17 protein-coding genes are annotated in these 17,375 nt (G+C 69.4%); 9 read left to right on the top strand and 8 right to left on the bottom strand.

Going from position 1 to position 17,375, the window contains the following annotated elements; translation table 11 throughout:
• Positions 1-178 precede the first annotated feature (178 nt).
• Together HHL11_RS07735 and HHL11_RS07730 are read left to right on the top strand one after the other, a co-directional pair.
• Positions 179-1,654 (top strand): NCS1 family nucleobase:cation symporter-1, encoded by a 1,476-nt coding sequence (locus HHL11_RS07735; protein WP_169417829.1) that lies wholly within the window; start codon positions 179-181, stop codon positions 1,652-1,654.
• Positions 1,655-1,680: 26 nt separating this feature from the next.
• Positions 1,681-3,150 carry a nucleobase:cation symporter-2 family protein gene (locus HHL11_RS07730; RefSeq protein ID WP_169417828.1) on the top strand — a complete coding sequence of 490 codons (1,470 nt, stop codon included), beginning with the start codon at positions 1,681-1,683 and terminating at the stop codon, positions 3,148-3,150.
• Here the strand turns inward: HHL11_RS07730 and HHL11_RS07725 are convergent, their stop codons facing one another.
• Complete coding sequence (locus HHL11_RS07725; RefSeq protein WP_169417827.1) at positions 3,151-3,537, bottom strand: RidA family protein; 387 nt, start codon at positions 3,535-3,537, stop codon at positions 3,151-3,153.
• A 117-nt stretch (positions 3,538-3,654) separates the two neighbouring features.
• Here HHL11_RS07725 and HHL11_RS07720 point away from each other — a divergent pair, with 117 nt between their 5' ends.
• The 5 genes from HHL11_RS07720 to HHL11_RS07700 are packed head-to-tail and all read left to right on the top strand — an operon-like array spanning position 3,655 to position 8,527.
• On the top strand, positions 3,655-4,623 hold the full coding sequence (locus HHL11_RS07720; protein ID WP_169417826.1) for a Bug family tripartite tricarboxylate transporter substrate binding protein: 969 nt from the start codon (positions 3,655-3,657) through the stop codon (positions 4,621-4,623).
• 7 nt (positions 4,624-4,630) lie between these two features.
• The gene (locus HHL11_RS07715; protein ID WP_169417825.1) at positions 4,631-6,097 is read left to right on the top strand and encodes an N-acyl-D-amino-acid deacylase family protein; all 1,467 of its coding nucleotides are present in this window, start codon (positions 4,631-4,633) and stop codon (positions 6,095-6,097) included.
• Positions 6,094-7,236 carry a DSD1 family PLP-dependent enzyme gene (locus HHL11_RS07710; protein ID WP_169417824.1) on the top strand — a complete coding sequence of 381 codons (1,143 nt, stop codon included), beginning with the start codon at positions 6,094-6,096 and terminating at the stop codon, positions 7,234-7,236. The genes HHL11_RS07715 and HHL11_RS07710 overlap by 4 nt, the downstream gene beginning before the upstream one ends.
• 25 nt (positions 7,237-7,261) lie before the next feature.
• Positions 7,262-8,167 (top strand): LysR family transcriptional regulator, encoded by a 906-nt coding sequence (locus tag HHL11_RS07705; RefSeq protein ID WP_205964226.1) that lies wholly within the window; start codon positions 7,262-7,264, stop codon positions 8,165-8,167.
• A gap of 45 nt (positions 8,168-8,212) precedes the next feature.
• Positions 8,213-8,527 (top strand): hypothetical protein, encoded by a 315-nt coding sequence (locus HHL11_RS07700; RefSeq protein ID WP_169417823.1) that lies wholly within the window; start codon positions 8,213-8,215, stop codon positions 8,525-8,527.
• On the opposite strand, the gene HHL11_RS07695 is transcribed toward HHL11_RS07700, so the two are convergent.
• From HHL11_RS07695 to HHL11_RS07675, 5 genes are all read right to left on the bottom strand, one after another.
• Positions 8,515-8,853: a hypothetical protein gene (locus tag HHL11_RS07695; protein ID WP_169417822.1), complete on the bottom strand. Its 339-nt coding sequence runs from the start codon at positions 8,851-8,853 to the stop codon at positions 8,515-8,517. The genes HHL11_RS07700 and HHL11_RS07695 overlap by 13 nt on opposite strands.
• Before the next feature lie 151 nt (positions 8,854-9,004).
• Positions 9,005-9,889, bottom strand: coding sequence for a 2OG-Fe(II) oxygenase (locus HHL11_RS07690; protein WP_169417821.1), 885 nt, complete (start codon positions 9,887-9,889; stop codon positions 9,005-9,007).
• A 3-nt stretch (positions 9,890-9,892) separates the two neighbouring features.
• Positions 9,893-10,492 carry a hypothetical protein gene (locus tag HHL11_RS07685; protein WP_169417820.1) on the bottom strand — a complete coding sequence of 200 codons (600 nt, stop codon included), beginning with the start codon at positions 10,490-10,492 and terminating at the stop codon, positions 9,893-9,895.
• Between the two features lie 5 nt (positions 10,493-10,497).
• Positions 10,498-11,847, bottom strand: a complete 1,350-nt coding sequence (locus HHL11_RS07680) for a cytochrome-c peroxidase (protein ID WP_169417819.1) — start codon at positions 11,845-11,847, stop codon at positions 10,498-10,500.
• Positions 11,848-11,908: 61 nt separating this feature from the next.
• Positions 11,909-14,233, bottom strand: a complete 2,325-nt coding sequence (locus HHL11_RS07675; protein WP_169417818.1) for an alkaline phosphatase family protein — start codon at positions 14,231-14,233, stop codon at positions 11,909-11,911.
• A 319-nt stretch (positions 14,234-14,552) separates the two neighbouring features.
• On the opposite strand from HHL11_RS07675, the gene HHL11_RS07670 reads away from it, so the two are divergent.
• Positions 14,553-15,695 (top strand): YihY/virulence factor BrkB family protein, encoded by a 1,143-nt coding sequence (locus tag HHL11_RS07670; RefSeq protein ID WP_240980026.1) that lies wholly within the window; start codon positions 14,553-14,555, stop codon positions 15,693-15,695.
• A 7-nt stretch (positions 15,696-15,702) separates the two neighbouring features.
• On the opposite strand, the gene HHL11_RS07665 is transcribed toward HHL11_RS07670, so the two are convergent.
• Entirely contained in the window at positions 15,703-16,347 is a 645-nt protein-coding gene (locus tag HHL11_RS07665) for an NrsF family protein (protein ID WP_169417817.1), read from the bottom strand.
• On the bottom strand, positions 16,344-16,898 hold the full coding sequence (locus tag HHL11_RS07660) for a sigma-70 family RNA polymerase sigma factor (protein WP_169417816.1): 555 nt from the start codon (positions 16,896-16,898) through the stop codon (positions 16,344-16,346). The genes HHL11_RS07665 and HHL11_RS07660 overlap by 4 nt, the downstream gene beginning before the upstream one ends.
• A 168-nt stretch (positions 16,899-17,066) precedes the next feature.
• Here HHL11_RS07660 and HHL11_RS07655 point away from each other — a divergent pair, with 168 nt between their 5' ends.
• A complete protein-coding gene (locus tag HHL11_RS07655) occupies positions 17,067-17,372 on the top strand; it encodes a BufA1 family periplasmic bufferin-type metallophore (protein ID WP_169417815.1) in 306 nt (101 codons plus the stop codon).
• Positions 17,373-17,375: the final 3 nt, after the last annotated feature.

Here is a 17,375-nt window from a genome sequence, read left to right as displayed (position 1 = left end):
TCCCCACCAGGGAGCCGTTTTCCTTTCCGCCGGCCGGATTACCCACCCGCCAGTCAAAGCAGAAACAAGCACCACACCCCTCGCCGCGAGGGAAAGCCTGTATACGCATCATCCACTAGCGTGTATACAGTTTTGTGCACGACGGGCGGCGTCTCTGCCCGAAGACAGGAGCTCGCACATGGACCACACCGACTGGGCCGCCAAGGGCTACAGCCCCGGCCTCACCAACGAGGACCTCGCCCCCACCACGCCCGCCCAGCGCACCTGGGGCGCCTTCAGCATCTTCAACGTGTGGACTTCGGACGTCCACAGCCTCTGGGGCTACTACCTCGCGGCCAGCCTGTTCCTGCTGTGCGGCAGCTTCGTCAACTTCCTGCTCGCCATCGGCATCGGCTCGCTGGTCATCTTCTTCCTGATGCAGCTGGTGGGCCTGGCCGGCGTGCGCACCGGCGTGCCCTACCCCGTGCTGGCGCGCGCCTCCTTCGGCGTGTGGGGCGCCAACTTCCCGGCCATCATCCGCGCCATCGTCGCCTGCTTCTGGTACGGCGCGCAGACGGCCGCGGCCTCCGGCGCCATCGTGGCGCTGCTGACGCGCTCGCCGGACGTGATGGCCTTCCACAAGAACGTGCACTTCCTCGGCCACTCCGGGCTCGAGGTCATCTGCTACGTGGTGGTGTGGGCGCTGCAGCTGCTGATCATCCAGCGCGGCATGGAGACGGTGCGCCGCTTCCAGGACGCCGCCGGCCCCGGCGTCTGGTTCGCGATGCTGATCCTGGCCATCGGCCTGCTGGTCAAGGCCGGCGGTTTCGACATCGGCGGCATCCCGCAGGACGTGCTGCTCGCCAGCACCAAGGACGCGGGCGTCCCCGGCGTGCCCGGCTCCTTCGCTTCGCTGACGGCGGTGGCCGCGGTCTGGATCACCTACTTCGCCGCGCTGTACCTCAACTTCTGCGACTTCACCCGCTTCGCGAAGAGCGAGAAGGCAGTGCGCGTCGGCAACCTCTGGGGCCTGCCCGTCAACCTGCTGCTGTTCTCGCTGGTGGCCGGCGTCACGACCATCGCGGCCTACAAGGTCTACGGTGAAGTGCTGATCCACCCCGACCAGATCTCCGCCAAGTTCGACAGCTGGGCGCTGGCCGCCCTCGCCGCCCTCACCTTCTGCGTCGCCACGCTGGGCATCAACGTGGTGGCCAACTTCGTGTCCGCGGCCTTCGACATCTCCAACACCTTCCCCAAGCAGATCAGCTTCAAGCGCGGCGGCTGCATCGCGGCCCTGATCGCCCTGGTGCTGTACCCCTTCGCCCCCTGGGAAGGCAGCGCCGCCAGCTTCGTCGGCGCCATCGGCTCCACCATGGGCCCGCTGTTCGGGATCATCATGGTCGACTACTACCTGGTCGCCCGCGGCGCCATCCGCGTCGACGACCTCTATCGCGAGCACGGCCCTTACCGCTACCAGGGCGGCTGGCACGCCAAGGCGCTCGTCGCGGCCAGCATCGGCATCCTGTTCTCCACCTTGCTGCCCAACTTCACGCACCTGCTGCCCGAATGGTGGGGCGTGTACGGCTGGTTCTTCGGCGTGGCCATCGGCGGTGGCACCTACTACGGCCTGCGCATGCTGCCCGAAGCCGGGACCGAGATGGTGCATCGCGCCTGACATTCGACGATACGAGGAGAAGACATATGACGGTCCATGCCGTTGACGAAAGACTGCCGGCCGGCAAGCTGGCCGCGCTCGGCCTGCAGCACGTGCTGGTGATGTACGCCGGCGCCGTGGCCGTGCCCCTGATCATCGGCCGCGCGCTCAAGCTGCCGCCCGAGCAGGTGGCCATGCTGATCTCGGCGGACCTGTTCTGCTGCGGGCTGGCGACCCTGGTGCAGTCACTCGGTGCGACCCAGTGGTTCGGCGTGCGCCTGCCCGTGATGATGGGCGTCACCTTCGCGGCGGTCGCGCCGATGCTCGCCATCGCCAACGGCAACCCCGGCCTGGCCGGTGCGCAGCTGATCTTCGGCAGCATCATCGGCGCGGGCTTCCTCGCCATGCTGCTCGCGCCGCTGGTGAGCCGCATGCTGCGCTTCTTCCCGCCGGTGGTGACGGGCACGATCATCGCGGTGATCGGCATCAGCCTGATGCGCATCGGCATCAACTGGATCTTCGGCAACCCGGTGGGCCCGACCGCGCCCACTGTCGTCGACCCGGCCTACACGAAGTGGCTGGCCGCAGCCAGCGCGCCAGGCTCCGCGCTGCCGCCCCTGCCCAAGGGCATGGCGCTGGTGCCCACCATGCCCAACCCCAAGTACGCGGACCTCACGGGCGTGGGCATCGCGGCCCTGGTGCTGGTGACGATCCTGCTGGTGGCGAAATACGCCAAGGGCTTCGTCGCCAACATCTCGGTGCTGCTGGGCATCGTCGCCGGCGCGGTGGCCGCCAGTGCGATGGGCCTCATGACCTTCGAGAAGGTCGGCAAGGCCGCCTGGGTCGACGTAGTGCTGCCCTTCCAGTTCGGCATGCCCATCTTCGACCCGGTGCTGATCCTGACGATGACGCTGGTGATGCTGGTCGTGATGATCGAGTCCACCGGCATGTTCCTGGCGCTCGGCGAGATGGTGGACCGGCCCGTGGACCAGGCGGCGCTGACGCGAGGTCTCCGCACCGACGGCCTGGGCACGCTGCTGGGCGGCATCTTCAACACCTTCCCCTACACCAGCTTCTCGCAGAACGTGGGCCTGGTCGCCGTCACCGGCGTGCGCAGCCGCTTCGTCTGCGTGGCAGGCGGCGTGATGCTGCTGCTGCTGGGCCTGCTGCCCAAGATGGCGGCGCTGGTCGAATCGCTGCCTACGGTGGTGCTGGGCGGCGCGGGCCTGGTGATGTTCGGCATGGTGGCCGCCACCGGCATCCGCATCCTGGGCGGCGTGGACTTCAAGACGAACCGGCACAACGCGCTGGTCGTGGCCATCTCGATCGGCGTGGGCATGATCCCGCTGATCGCACCGAGCTTCAAGCAGTGGATGCCGCATGTGATCCACCCGCTGATCGAGTCGGGGATCCTGCTGGCCTCGATCTCCGCAGTCGGCCTGAACCTGTTCTTCAACGGCGCGAAGGAAGACCAGGAAGCGATCGTCCTCGCCGCGCGCCAGGCCGACGCGCACTGACTACGCGAGCGCCATCGCCTCGACTTCCAGCTTCACCCCGTGGTGCAACTCGCCGGTCGGCACGACACACCGTGCCGGCCGCGCCGCACCCGCCCACTCCGCGTAAATCGCGTTGAACCCCGGCCAGTTCGCGATGTCGTCCACATACACGCGCACCTGCACCAGCTTTTCGACATCGCTGCCGGCAGCCTGCAGCACGGCCCGGACGTTGGCCAGTACCTGCCTGGCCTGCTCCTCGAAGGACGACGCATCCCCCATGCGGCTGCCATCCGGCCGCACCGGCAACTGGCCGGCGACGAACACGAAGCCGTTGGCGACGGTGGCGTGGCTGTAGTGGCCGGCCGGCTTGGCCAGGCCCGGGGCGTTCACGTGGCGGGGAGCGTTCATGGGCGCACTGTAGCGCGCCATCGTGAAGCACGGCTAACGACTGCTTGAAGCGGCGGGGTCTTGGCTTTCCGGGGCAGCTGCCTACGATGGCGGCAAACCTCCAGGAGACCTCCCCCCATGCGTTCCCGCCTGCTGTTCCTCTCGCTTTCGCTGGCCGCCGTTTTCGCCCCGCTGCAGGCCGCCCGCGCGGCCTGGCCCGAGAAGCCGATCCGCGTGATCGTGCCCTCCGCGCCCGGCGGCGCCCCCGACGTGCTGATGCGCGCGCTGACGCAACAGATGTCCAAACAGATGGGCGTGCCCTTCGTCATCGACAACAAGCCGGGCGGCTCCTATGTGATCGGCACGATGGACGTGGTGCGCGCGCCCGCCGACGGCTACACGCTGGCCTACGGCAACGTCATCTCGCTGGCGACCAACAAGTCGCTGCTGGCCAACGTGCCCTACGACGCGGAGAAGGACCTCACGCTGATCGGCCAGGCCTGGCGCGTCAACAACTTCCTGGTCGTCAACAACAACTTGCCGGCGAAGACGCTGCCCGAGCTCGTGTCCTATGCGAAGCAGAACCCCGGCAAGCTGACTTTCGCCTCCGACGGCAACGGCACGACGGCGCACCTGGGCATGGAGCTGTTCAAGGCCATGACCGGCACCAACATCCTGCACGTGCCCTACAAGGCGGCCACCGCCGGCATCACCGACGTCATCGGCGGCGGCGTGAACATGATGATGGCCAACATCCCCGCCGTGGTTTCGCACGTGCAGGGCGGCAAGCTGCGGGCGCTGGGTATCAGCTCCCTGAAGCGCTCGCCCGACTACCCGCAGGTGCCGGCCATCGCCGAAACCGTGCCCGGCTTCGAGGTGGTGTCGTGGGGCGGCCTGGTGGGCCCGGCGAAGATGCCGCCCGAGATCGTCGAGCGCATCAACAGCGAACTGCACAAGGCCCTGGCCACACCCGCCGTGCAGCAGCAGTTCCGCACTCTCGGCGCCGACGCCGCGCCGAGCTCGCCGGAGGAGTTCCACCAGCTCGCGCGCACCGAAACCGAAAAGTGGGCGAAGGTGATCAAGCTCTCCGGCGCCAAGGTAGATTGAGAAACGCATGCAAGAACCCTTCGACCTCCTGATCCGCAACGCCGAGATCGTCGACGGCACCGGCGCGCCGCGCTATGCCGGCGACATCGGCATCCGCGGCGACCGCATCGCCCGCATCGGCGACCTCGCCGGCAGCAGCGGCCGCGCCGAAATCGACCTGGGCGGCCGCATAGCCGCCCCCGGCTTCATCGACTGCCACACCCACGACGACCGGCTGATGCTGTCGGCGCCGGACATGGCCCCCAAGGTGAGCCAGGGCATCACCACCGTCATCGGCGGCAACTGCGGCGTCTCGCTGGCGCCGATGCCGCGGCCGGTGCCGCAGCCCGTCACGCCGCCGCTGAACCTGCTGGACGTGGATGGCGGCTGGTTCCGCTTCGGCACTTTCGGCGCCTACCTGGACACGCTGCGCCGGCAGCCCGCGGCCACCAACTGCGCCATGCTGGTCGGCCACACGACCTTGCGCGTGGCCACCGTCGACGACCTGCAGAAACCCGCCACGCCCGCGCAAATCCAGCGCATGCGCGCGCTGGTGCAGGAGGCGATGGAAGCCGGCGCCATCGGCGTCTCCACCGGCCTCTTCTACGAGCCGGCCATCGCCGCGCCGACCGAGGAGGTCATCGAGACCTGCCGCCCGCTGAAGGACCACGACGGCGTCTACTGCACGCACATGCGCGACGAGGCCGACGGCATCATGGATTCGCTGGAGGAGACCTTCCGCATCGGCCGCGAAGTGGGCGTGCCGGTGGTGATCTCGCACCACAAGCTGGTGGGCCAGAAGAACTACGGCCGCTCCGAGCAGACGCTGGAGTTCATTCGTGAGCAGATGCGCAAGCAGCCGGTCTGCCTGGACTGCTATCCCTACACCGCCGGTTCGACCGTGCTGTCGGCCGACCGCGCCGCCACCTCGGCCCGCGTGCTGGTGAGCTGGTCGCAGGCGATGCCGCAGTTCAACGGCCGCGACCTGGCCGACATCGCGCGCGAGCTGGGTGTGTCGCAGGACGAAGCCATCCAGCGCCTGCTGCCGGCCGGCGCCATCTACTTCCGCATGGACGAAGGCGACGTGCAGCGCATCCTGCGCTTCGACGACACCATGATCGGCTCCGACGGCCTGCCGCACGACGCCTCGCCGCATCCGCGCCTGTGGGGCGCCTTCCCGCGCGTGCTGGGTCACTACAGCCGCGAGCTGCGCCTGTTCCCGCTGGAAACCGCGGTGCACAAGATGACCGGGCTGACCGCGAAGAACTTCGGCCTGGCGGACCGCGGCGTGCTGCAGGAAGGCGCGTATGCCGACCTCGCACTGTTCGACGCCCTCACCGTGGGCGAGGCCGCCAGCTACGCCAACCCGATCGCGCCGGCGCACGGCATCGACACCGTCGTCGTCAACGGCCGCATCGTGTGGCGCGAAGGCCGGACCACCGGCGCCAGGCCCGGGCAGGTGCTGTCGCGCCGCGGCGCAGGAGCCCGCGCATGAACCGCCCGCTCGCATCCCTGGAAACGCCCGCGTTGCTGCTCGACGAACAGCGCATGGACCGCAACATCGCGCGCATGCGCGAGCAGGCGCGGCGCCTGGGCGTGGCTTTCCGCCCGCACGTGAAAACCAACAAGTCCTGGGACGTGTCGCGCCGGCTGGTGGACGATCCCGAGGGCCCGATCACCGTGTCCACGCTGCGCGAGGCCGACTACTTCTTCGAGCACGGCGTGCGCGACATCCTTTACGCCGTGTGCATCGCGCCGAACAAGCTGGACCACGTGCTGGGCCTGCAGGCGCGCGGCGCCCGCATGTCCATCCTGGTGGACAGCGTGGAAGCCGCGCACATCGTGGCCGAGCGCCTGCGCGCGCACCCGCAGGGACGCGAGGTCGGCGTGCTGATCGAAGTGGATTCGGACGGGCACCGCTCGGGCGTGAAGCCCGAGGCGCCCGAGTTGCTGGCGGTCGCTTCCGCGCTGAAGGAAGGCGGCATCGAAGTGCGCGGCGTCATGACGCATGCCGGCAGCTCCTACGACTGCCGCACGCCGGAAGAACTGCGGGCGATGGCCGAACAGGAACGCGCGGCCATCGTGCTGGCGGCCGACCGCCTGCGCGCCGCCGGCCACGCCTGCCCCGTCGTCAGCGTCGGCTCCACGCCCACCGCACTGGCGGCCGAGAACCTGCGCGGCGTCACCGAACTGCGCGCGGGCGTCTTCGTGTTCTTCGACCTCGTGATGGCCGGCGTCGGTGTCTGCCAGGTCGACGACATCGCGCTGTCGGTGCTGGCCACGGTCATCGGGCACCAGCGCGAAAAGGGCTGGACCCTGCTCGACGCCGGCTGGATGGCGATGTCGCGCGACCGCGGCACCTCGGGCCAGCCGGTCGACCAGGGCTACGGCGTGGTCTGCGACACGCAGGGCCGGCCCATGGAGGACTACATCCTCGTGGGCGCCAACCAGGAGCACGGCATCATGGCGCGCCGCCCCGGCAGCGCAGGCAGCGACGACTTCCTGCCGGTCGGCACGCAGGTGCGCATCCTGCCGAACCACGCCTGCTCCACGGCGGCGCAGTACCCCGCCTACGAAGTGGTGGGAACGGACGGGAACGTGCGGGAAACCTGGCCGCGCTTCAGCGGCTGGTGAAGCGGCGGGCGCTACATTAGCGCCCATGCTGAACGATGCGACGGACCTGCGCTTCTTCGTCGCGGTCACCAAGGCCGGCTCGCTGGCCGAAGCGGCACGGCGCATGGACATCACGCCGTCCGCCGTGTCGCAGCACCTGCGCCAGCTGGAAAAGCGGCTGGGCCTGCACCTGGTCCACCGCAGCACGCGCCGCTTCAGCCTGACGGACGAAGGCGAGCTGTTCTACGCCGGCGCCGTCGACCTGCTGGCGCGCATGGACGACCTCACCGACAGCCTGCGCGCGCGCACCGGCGAAGTCGCAGGCAAGCTGGACATCTGCGGACCGCTGGGCTTCGGCCGCCGCTACCTCGCGCCCATCGTCGCCGATTTCCATGCGCGGCATCCGGGCCTGCAGGCCTCGCTGACGCTGACCGACCTGGTGCCGGCCTCCAACACGCAGCGCTTCGACCTGATCGTGCACATCGGCGAGCTCGCCGATTCCAGCCTGGTCGCCTACCCGGTCGCGCCCAACCAGCGCTTCCTGTGCGCCTCGCCAAAGTATCTTGCGCGCCACCCCGCGCCGCAGACGCCCGACGACCTGGCGCAGCACGCCTGCCTGGTGCTGCGCGAGAACCAGGAGGACGTGACGCTCTGGCGCCTGCGCCGCAAGCGCGAGGAAGTGTCGGTGCGGGTGCCCGCCACCTTGTGGAGCAACGACGGCGAGGTGGTGAAGGAATGGGCCCTGATGGGCAAGGGCATCCTGCTGCGCTCGGAATGGGACGTGGCGGAGCACCTGAAGTCGGGCCGCCTGGTGCGCGTGCTGCCTGACTGGGAGCCACCGGAAGCCGGCGTGGTGGCGCTGGTGGACCACCGCGCAAACATGTCGGCACGAGTGAAACTTTTTCTCGAGTTCCTGCAAGGCCGCTTTCGCCCTAAAGTCCCATGGCGCTGAGCGGCGATGCCGCGGAAGAATCGCGCCCACGGAGGATCAGGACACATGCGCGCTTGGAGGCTAGACCTGCCCGCGGACGAGTACGAATGGGAGCTCTACCGTCGCAAGGTGGGAGCCGACCTCGCCGCCCGCGAACTGAACGCGCGCCTGGCTGCGCTGCTGGAGCCAGTGCTGGACACTCTCGCCGACACCAGCCCCACCTGGCGCCGCGCCCAGGCCGCGCGCATCCGTGACGAGATGCACGGGCACATGCAGCGCTTCCAGCACCTGGGCGCCGCGGACGAGGAGCCGCGCAAGGTCCTCAACCGCGTGCTGCGGCGACACCTGCAGGTCAACGACGAGCGTCCTCAGTCCGAATAGACGCAACTGCACTGGTAGACGCGGCCGGGCTCGGCCCAGCGCCCGCCCGTGCCTTCATCCCGCGTGTCGTCCGGCCCTTCGCGCGGCCACGACAGCAGGTGGCAGCCTTCCGAGCTGTCGCAACCATTGTTGATGCAGGTGATCCAGACATCGCCCTTGCGCGGGTCCCACTCGCCCAGCGTCTGGCAATCGGGCGGCGCCGGCTTGGGCGGATGGCCCCAGATCCTGTCGATGACGCTGCGGACGATGCCGGCCGCCAGCGCCTCGGCAGCGGTGGCATAGATCCGGATCTCCGGACGGCGCCCCCGGGCCCGGACGATTTCCATCACACCCGAGCAGCGGATCCGGACCATGGAGGCCGGGCGGGGCCGGTGGGAACTGCGGTGCTTGCGCATGGCGTGCCCTCGAAGCGAACGGCCATGGTAGGCAAGCCTGCGGTTCAGCGAAACCGCAGCCGATGGGCGGCGGCGGGGTGGCTCAGCCCGCCGGGCGGAAAGCCTTCTGCCGCATCCAGCGCGTCGCCACCCACTTCTCGCCGGCCAGCACGGGCAGCGCTGCGTGCAGCGACAGCGGGTCCAGCTGGCCCGCGCTGTTGCAGTACTCGAAGTACAGCGCGCTGCCGAGGCGCGGCGTGATGCTGAGCCCGGATTCGGGGAACACCGTCTCGCCGCCGGCTTCCGGCTCGTTGAGGTACATCACCAGCGTGCTCACGCGCTGGCCGCTGCGCTCCAGCGAGGAGCGGCCGGCCGCGCTGGTGGGCAGCAGGAAGTCGAAGTGCGGCGAACTCTGCGCACCGGCCTGGTAGCGCAGCACCTGCAGGCCTTCGCCGTTTTCCACCGGCAGGCCCATCAGGCGCGCGATGCGGCGGTCGATGCGCGCGAGCAGTTCGTTTTCGAGCGGCCGGAAGAACATGCCTTCGCTGCTGCGCATGCCGTTCGCCACGTCCTGGCCGGAGGCCGTGTCCATGATCGTGGAAGCCCTCAGGCGCGGCTGCGCCAGCTCGCGCAGCACCACGCATTCCTCGGCACCCAGCACGCCATCCAGCACCGCGACCTGCGGCCGCTCCATGCGCAGCGCCACGCGCACGCGGCAGTCGCCGGCGTCGATGACGTTGCCGGCGGCCAGCCGCCAGGGCTCGCGGCGATAGCGCGCGGCCCGCGCCTGCTCCGGCGCGATGGCCTGGTCCGGCAGCGGCAAGCCCTGCGCGCGTGCCGCCCACAGCGTTTCCACCACCGTCACGGCGGACTGCGGGTCGAAGCCTTCCTGCGCCAGGTGGCGCGCCAGCGGGCCGGGCGGCACGCCGCGGTCCACGTTCTCCAGCACCCAGTCGCGCAATTGCGGGGTGAAGCCGATCGCCTGCATGGCTTACAGGTCCTTGGCTTCCCACCCTTGGGCGGTGAGCACCATCGGTTCCTTCAGCTGCAGCACGCCGGCGCCCTGCACCAGGCGGTCGACCACCGGGAACACGCGGCGCGTCTCCGAATCGCTCGCCCAAGGCGCCGGCGCGATGTCGTAGGTGTAGCTCACCACCATTTCCTGGGCGTTGCCTGGCGCCGCCTCCCAGTGCTCCACCTTCTTCAGCGTGAGCTTGGCGACGCACAGGTCGTGGGCGGCGAGCGCGTGCCCGGTGTCGCGCTTGTACGGCGCGCGCGCCAGGTAGTACTGGCGGCCGGTGTCGGTGAGCTCGTAGCGGCGCACCGGCTGGCCCTCGGCCACGGCATCGGCGGAACGCACCACGCCCAGCTTTTCCAGCACCGGCAGCTGCACGGTGTTGCGCGAGCCCTGCCGCGCCTCTTCGCGCGTCACGTCGATCGGCCAGCTGTTCTTGTTCACGCACAGGTCGCCGCGCGTGGCCAGGTACTCCTGCATCGCGTGCGTGAAGTTGGCTTCGTTCGGCGCATCCTTGTTGGCGCAGCCGGCCAGGGCGAGCAGCGCCAGCGCTGCGGTGAGAGAGATCGTCTTCATGCTTGTCAGTCCACGCAGGTGCCGGACTTCGCCGGCGTGGCAGGCGGCTGGTAGCCGTCGTCGAGGGTTTGGAGGAAGCAGACCAGGTCTGCGATGTCGCGTTCGCTCATGGGGTTGGCGCTGCCGGCGGCGCGCCCGTCCAGGGGCATCTGCGGGTCGATGTTGGCGCGGTAGGCCGCCGGCAGGTCGTTGAACTTCTGCACGGTGCCGCCCACGTACTGCGTGGTGACCAGGCCCCAGGTGGGGAAGTCCGCATCCGGCGTCGCCTTCGGCGTGCCGCCCACCGTGGGGTACCAGAGCTGCGGCATGGTGTCGCGCGTGTTGTAGAAGCGGACCACCTGCTCCAGCGAGTGCATCACGCCGTTGTGGAAGAAGCTGGTGCGCTTCGCCACGTTGCGCAGGGTCGGCGCCTTCACCATGCCGCAGAAGGCGTTGGCGGCGCCGGGCGCCGTCGGCAGGTGGTCGGTGCGGATCGGCCCGCAGACCCCCATGTCGAACCAGGCCGGGTCCTGGTTGGCCGGGATCGCCATGTTGCGCGGGACGCTGATCGCCTCGTAGGAGAAGTCGGTGAACAGCGCCGAACTGCCGTTGAGGCCGGCCCCCTGGTAATGGCAGGACGCGCAGTTGCCGCGGCCGGCATCGGTGAACACCTTCATGCCGCGCTGTTCCGCCGCCGTCAGCGTGCCGCCGATCTTGTTGCCCGCGTAGAGGTCGAACTTGCTGCTGTACGGATGGAAGCTGGGGTCTTCCAGCTGGAAGGCCTGCAGCGCCTGCGTGGCGAAAGCGAGCGCGCCGTCGTCATCCGCCAGCGCGTTCGCGCCGAAGGCCTGCTGGAACTGCGCCGCGTACGCCACCTTGCGCAGCTTCACGGCAAAGGCCGCGGCCGTGACGTTGGCCATCTCGTGGGCCGCGAGCAGCGGGAAGCGCGCCTGCTCCGCCAGCGTGGGCGCGCGGCCGTCCCAGTCGAAGCCGCCGCCGGGGCCGGGCACGCTGACGCCGTCCGGGTTGTCCAGCAGGTCGGCGTAAGGCGGCGTCACGTCCTTGTAGCGCAGCGAGGGCACGGCCCGCGTGCCCGGGGTATTCATGTTGGGTCCGCCCAGTTGCACCGACAGGTCGTTCGGCGGCCCGTAAGCGTGGTCGGGGTCGTGGCAGCTGGCGCAGGACATGGCCCCGGACGCCGACAGGCTGCGGTCGAAAAAGATCTTCTGGCCCACCTGGGCCTTCGCACTCAAGTTGACGGCGGCTGCCACCGGAGTGGCGGGCGCCGTCGTCGTGGCTGTGCCGCTGCGGCTGCCGCCGCCACAGGAGGCAAGCAGCAGCAGCGCGAGGGCGGCGATGGAAAGATGGATTCGCATGCGTTCAGGCCAAAGGGGCCGCCGCGGGAACGGCGGCCCCGGTTCTCTTTTCTCTAGAGCCTTACTTCAGCGCCCAGACGTTGACCTGCGAGGCATCGGGGCCCGTCTGCACCGACAGCGCGGCGTCGGCGGACTGCTTCTGCGTGTAGCTGGCAGGCGCCTTCCAGGCGTGGTTGATCGGGCGCACCGCGTCGAAGTGCGTGTCCGCGCTGCCGGCGTACTCGGGCAGGTTCAGGATGTTCGCGGCGATGAACGACTCGGTGTACTTCGAGCGGTTCATGTAGCTGGAATCGACCGCCGGGTCGGCCAGGCCGAACATGTCCTGCAGGGTGCGCACGAAGGCGAAGTGGCTGTAGGCGTCGTTGTCCGAGACGCCCTTGGGCGCGCCGGCCTGGTTGGTCAGGATGCCGAAGATGCTCTCGCCGTGGCCGCGGTTGCCCTTGGTGTAGTTCACCACCGTCGTGTCCTGCGAGAAGCTGCCGTCCGCGTTCTTCTTCAGCGGCAGGGCCACCGTGCTGTTGCCCGGGTTCCAGCCGCAGCAGGAGTTGAAGCCGCTGGTGGCGCTGCCTTCGTCGAACATCAGCACGATGGCCACGCGCTTCTGCGGGTTCTTCCACAGCGGCGAGTCCTCGATCTTCTTCACCAGCGCGCTGACGTAGTTGTCGCCGCGCGTGATGATGGCGCCACCGGTGGCGTTGGCCACGTTGTTGGCCACGCTGGAGCAGTCGCTGGCCACGGTGGTGCCGTCGGTGGCCTTCACGCTGATGCCGTGCATGTCGTCGCACTGGTCCGGGATCACGAAGTTCAGGTTGCCGACCTTGCCGCTGGCCAGGTCGGTGCCGAGCTGGTCATAGTCGTAGTTGGACGGGATCGCGTACTTCGTCGTGTTCTTCAGGTTGGCGTCCCACTGGCCGCCGCCCATCGTGCGGTTGCTGTACTTGAATTCAGGCGCGCTGCGCACGTTCTGGTAGGCCATGCCCGGGTGGTGCTTGGTCTTGTACAGGCCCGCGGGCAGCGCGAAGGTGGCGGTGGTGCTGCCGACCGAAGCCGTGTTGTTGTTCAGGGTGCCGGCCGCATAGACGTGGTCCGAGGCGGTGACGCCGGTGTCCGCCACGCTGTCGGTGCGGATGTCCTGACCGGGGTTCATCGACTCGTTGTAGGTGCGCCAGGTCATGCCCGCCGCGGTGATCGCGTTGAACAGGTTGGGCGAGTTCTTGATGTTGTGGTTGACGGCGGCAGCCTGCGTGCAGCTGGCGGCGAAGGGCGAGCTGGCCAGGCCAGGCTGCGTGTTGTCCGGCAGCGGCAGGTCTTCGGGAGCGTTGGCGCCGGTGGCGTCGCAGTTCCACTGGCTGTCGTCGGTGATGCCGAAGTCATCGGCGGCGCCCAGCGCCGTGTAGTTCGGCTCGCTGGGGTTGCCGGTGGCGTAGTAGCTGGTCAGCTGGTTGCCCGCGCGCAGCAGCGCGTTGATCTTGGGCGCCCAGGGCGAGTTGACGATCGAGGAGCTGGCCTTGTTCTCCAGCATCACGATGAAGATGTGGTCGTAGCGCGGCACGCCTTCGATCGCGAACGCGGCCTGCTGGCTCTGCGCGAAGGTGATCGCCGCGCGGCTGTCCTTGGCGCTCGCGTCCAGGCTGGTCTGCGTGACGCCGCCGGTGCCCACCAGGCGCGGGTCGCCGCCGGCCACGGCCAGCGCGTCGGGGAACTTGTCGCCGCGATCGAGCTTGGTGATGGCGTAGGTGAAGCGCTTGTCCAGCACGCTCGCTTCGGCCAGCAGCGCCGCCTTGTCGCTGCCGGTCACGGTGTTCACGTCGCCCAGCACGCTGGTGGCGCTGACGCCGATGCGGGCGGCGACGTTGGCCTTCTCGTCCGCGTACTTGCTGGCGTTGGCTTCCACCAGGCGCTGCACTTCGGAGGACAGCGGGCTGATGACGATGCCGCCGGCGTTTTCCTTCACCTGGTCCAGCGAGGCGCGCAGCACGTTGCGGCTCGCCACCTTGGCGCCGCTGGCGGTGTTGGTGGCGCTGGTGCCGATGTCGGCGATCAGTGCCGCGGGCGTCGTGGTGTTGGCCAGGATCAGCGAGAACGCGCCTTTCGCGTCCGTCGTCGCGGAGGTTTCGCCGCTGTCGCAGCGGCCGTTGTTGTTGGCGTCGACGCAGACCACGGCGCCCTGGTAGTAGCCAGCCGCGAAGTTCGGGTCGGTGGCGCTGCCGGGGATGAGGGCGGAGGCGGTCACCACGCCCTTGAGGGTGGTGCTTTCGGCGGCCGGCGGGGTGGTGGTGCTGCTGTCGCCGGAACCACCGCCGCAGGCGGCGAGGATGGAAGTGGCGGCGGCAATCGCGCTGAGCGTGAGCACGCGCGAGCGGGCAAGTTTCTGGGGAACCGGCATGGGCATCCTGTTGTTCGGGAGTGTTGGATGGGCAATGCCCGCAGACGAGTGCGAGCGCGCCGAAGTCTCGGCAGCAGCCATGACGGGTCCGTGACAGCATTTGGGAGACGCAGCGCGGCGCTCGGGATATGCCTGAGCGGAGCCTGACCATTCGACATCCGGCTGCGGACGTGCTATGCGCGCGGCCGCGCGTGCCTCGTGCTATGCGCGCGGCCGCGCGTGCCTCGGCCACTGCGCGCGATCGGGAAAGCCTCTGACGGTCCGCGCCAGCGCCCGCCCACAGGCGCATCGGCAAGCCGGTGGGACGCTTGGTTTCGCCATGGACAAACCAAACCCCCGCCGTCTCGCCCACCTGTTCGTGCAGGCGGGGAAATCCTGGTCCGACGATGACGCGCCCAGCATGGGCGCGGCGATCGCCTACTACACGGTGTTCTCGATGGCGCCGTTGCTGGTGATCGCGATCGCGGTCGCGGGGGCGGTGTTCGGCCACGACGCCGTCACCGGGCAGATCGTCACGCAAATGCGCGGGCTCGTCGGCGAGCAGGGCGCGACCTTCGTGCAGAGCATGGTGGCCGCATCGAGCGACACGCACCAGGGCCTGGTGGCGGGAATCATCAGCGTCGTCGTGCTGGCGATCGGCGCCACGTCCGTGTTCACGCAGCTGCAGATTTCGCTGGATCGCATCTGGCAAGTGCCCGAGTCGCAGAAGCCCAGCGGCATCTGGAACATCCTGCGCAGCCGGCTGCTGTCGTTCGGCGTGATCCTGGCATTGGTGTTCCTGCTGATGGTGTCGCTCGCGCTCAGCGCCGCGCTCGCAGCGGTAGGTTCGTGGACCGGCCAGCTGGTGCCCGGCGCCGAGGTGCTGGGGCAGGTCCTCAACGTCTGCGTGTCGCTGGGGGTGACGACCTTGCTGTTCGCCGTCATCTACAAGATGCTGCCCAGCGTGCGCATCGCCTGGCGCGACGTCTGGTTCGGCGCCTTCGCCACCGCCATCCTGTTCGAGATCGGCAAGTTCCTGATCGGCCTGTACCTCGGCAAGAGCAGCATGAGCCAGTCCTTCGCGGCCGCCGGCTCGCTCGTCGTGCTGATCGCGTGGGTGTACTACGCGGCGCAGATCTTCCTGCTGGGTGCGGAGTTCACCAAGCTGTACGCGCAGGAGCACGGGTCGCTGCAATCGGCCGGAGCTGGCGCGGTGAATGCGGCGCCGCCGGCGAAGGGCGCCGAAGATGCGGCGCATCCGGTGGCCACCTCACCCGCCATGGCGCGGCTGGAGGAAACCCGGCACCGCATCGAAGTCGAAGCGCCGCCGAAGATCGCGCACATGAAGCACGTGGCCAAGCTGGGTTCGGCCATCGGCGGGACCGCCGTGGCGCTGGGCGTGTTCGGGCTGCAGCTCTATCGCAGCAAGCGCGGCGGCAAGAAGCGCACGGTCGCCAGGAAGCGGCGTCCGCTCGCCGCGTAAGGCCCGACTACCAGCGCAGCACGCGCGGTCCCAGCCAGGCGCCCGCGGCCACCGGAATCGCCATCCCCAGCACGTACCAGATGGCCAGGAAGGGCGCGGCCAGCTCCGGACAATGCAGCGCGTACACGGCTGCGCCGCTGCCGGCGGCCAGCACGCCTGCCGCTGCCCCGGCCAGTGCCGGCCGGGTGGGGGCGAGGCCGCGCAGCGCCAGCAAGGAAGCGGCGAACACCGGCAGCGCGATCCACGAAATGCTCAGCGCGCAGGTCCGCCAGGTGCGGCCCCACAGCAGCTCCGGGCGCTCCGCGGCCGGTGCACCCAGCCAGGCGGCGAGACCGAGAATCCAAAGCAGCAGCAGCGGCAGCACGACGCCCCAGAATGCGCGCCGCACCGGCACGCCGGGACGCGCCAGTCGCTCGATGGCCACGAAGCCCGCCACTGCCACCAGGGCCGGCAGCAGCAGCTTCAGCAGCGCCATCGGCTGCTGCACCAGGCTCGCGGCCAGGCCCGGGCGCAAGCCATAGCCGGCCAGCATCAGCGCCAAGGACAGCGGCAGGCCAGCCAGCAGCGCCAGCGCCAGCGCGCGGCGCGCGGCGTGGCGCGGCACCGGCTGGGCCTGCGCGGCCAGCAGCGCGATGAGGTCTTCGGTCTTCATGTCGCAGGCCTCCCCAGCTTCGCGGCCAGCGCCTTCAGCCCGCGGTGGATGCCTACCTTCACCGCCGATTCGGACATCCCGGTCAGCTGCGCCGTCTCGGCCACCGAACGGCCTTCCAGCTTGACGTGCACGATGGGCAGGCGGTGCCGCTCCGGCAAGGTGGCCAGCAGGCCGGCGAGGTCGCGGCGCGCATCGCCTGCCTCCTCCACCGATTCGGCGAACACCGGCAGCTCGTCGTCCAGCGGCTCGTGCAGGTCCTCGCGCACGGACTTGGCGCGCAGCAGGTCGATCAGCTTGTAGCGCGCGATCGCATGCACCCATGCGGTCAGCGGCTGCTCCGGCTGGTAGGTGTGGCGCTGGTTGTGCATCGCGAGCAGGCACTCCTGGACGAGGTCTTCCACTTCATCGGGCCAGCCGAACAGGCGGCGGCCGAGGTACGCGCGCAAGTGCGCGCCCAGGCGGCGCAGGAAGGCGTGGTACGCCGCCGCATCGCCGGCCTGGCCGCGCACGAACAGCTCGTGCAATTCCGCCTCGACTTCGCTTGTCGCCATCCTTCTGCTTGGAGTGATTCGGACGGGAGCACCCGCCGGTTACAGCGGGACGAAAAAATTTGGTGGGGCCATTTTGGCGTGGCGCTGTAACCGGCGCCACCGGCATTGCGAATAAGGATGCGGTTGCATCGCAGCCATCCATCCAACCCGACCACAGGAGAGACCCTCATGACCACCCGCCGCATCGCCGCCTCCGCCCTTGCCCTGGGCGCCCTCGCCGCTGGCGTCGCCCTGGCGCAGACCCAGCCCATGGAAGGCGCCAAGCCCATGGCCGACGCGAAGCCCGCCGTCGAGAAGTGCTACGGCGTCTCCATGGCCGGCCAGAACGACTGCAGGGCCGGCGCCGGCACCACCTGCGCCGGCACGGCGAAGATGGACTACCAGGGCAATGCCTGGAAGAACGTGCCAGCCGGCACCTGCACCACCATGCGCACGCCCAAGGGCATGGGCTCGCTGTCGCCGCTGAAGTCCTGAGGC

Source organism: Ramlibacter agri (genome assembly GCF_012927085.1).
Classification (GTDB): Bacteria; Pseudomonadota; Gammaproteobacteria; order Burkholderiales; family Burkholderiaceae_C; genus Ramlibacter; species Ramlibacter agri.
The sequence above is the reverse complement of the archived record's forward strand: the minus strand, read 5'-3'. Positions and strand labels throughout refer to the sequence as shown.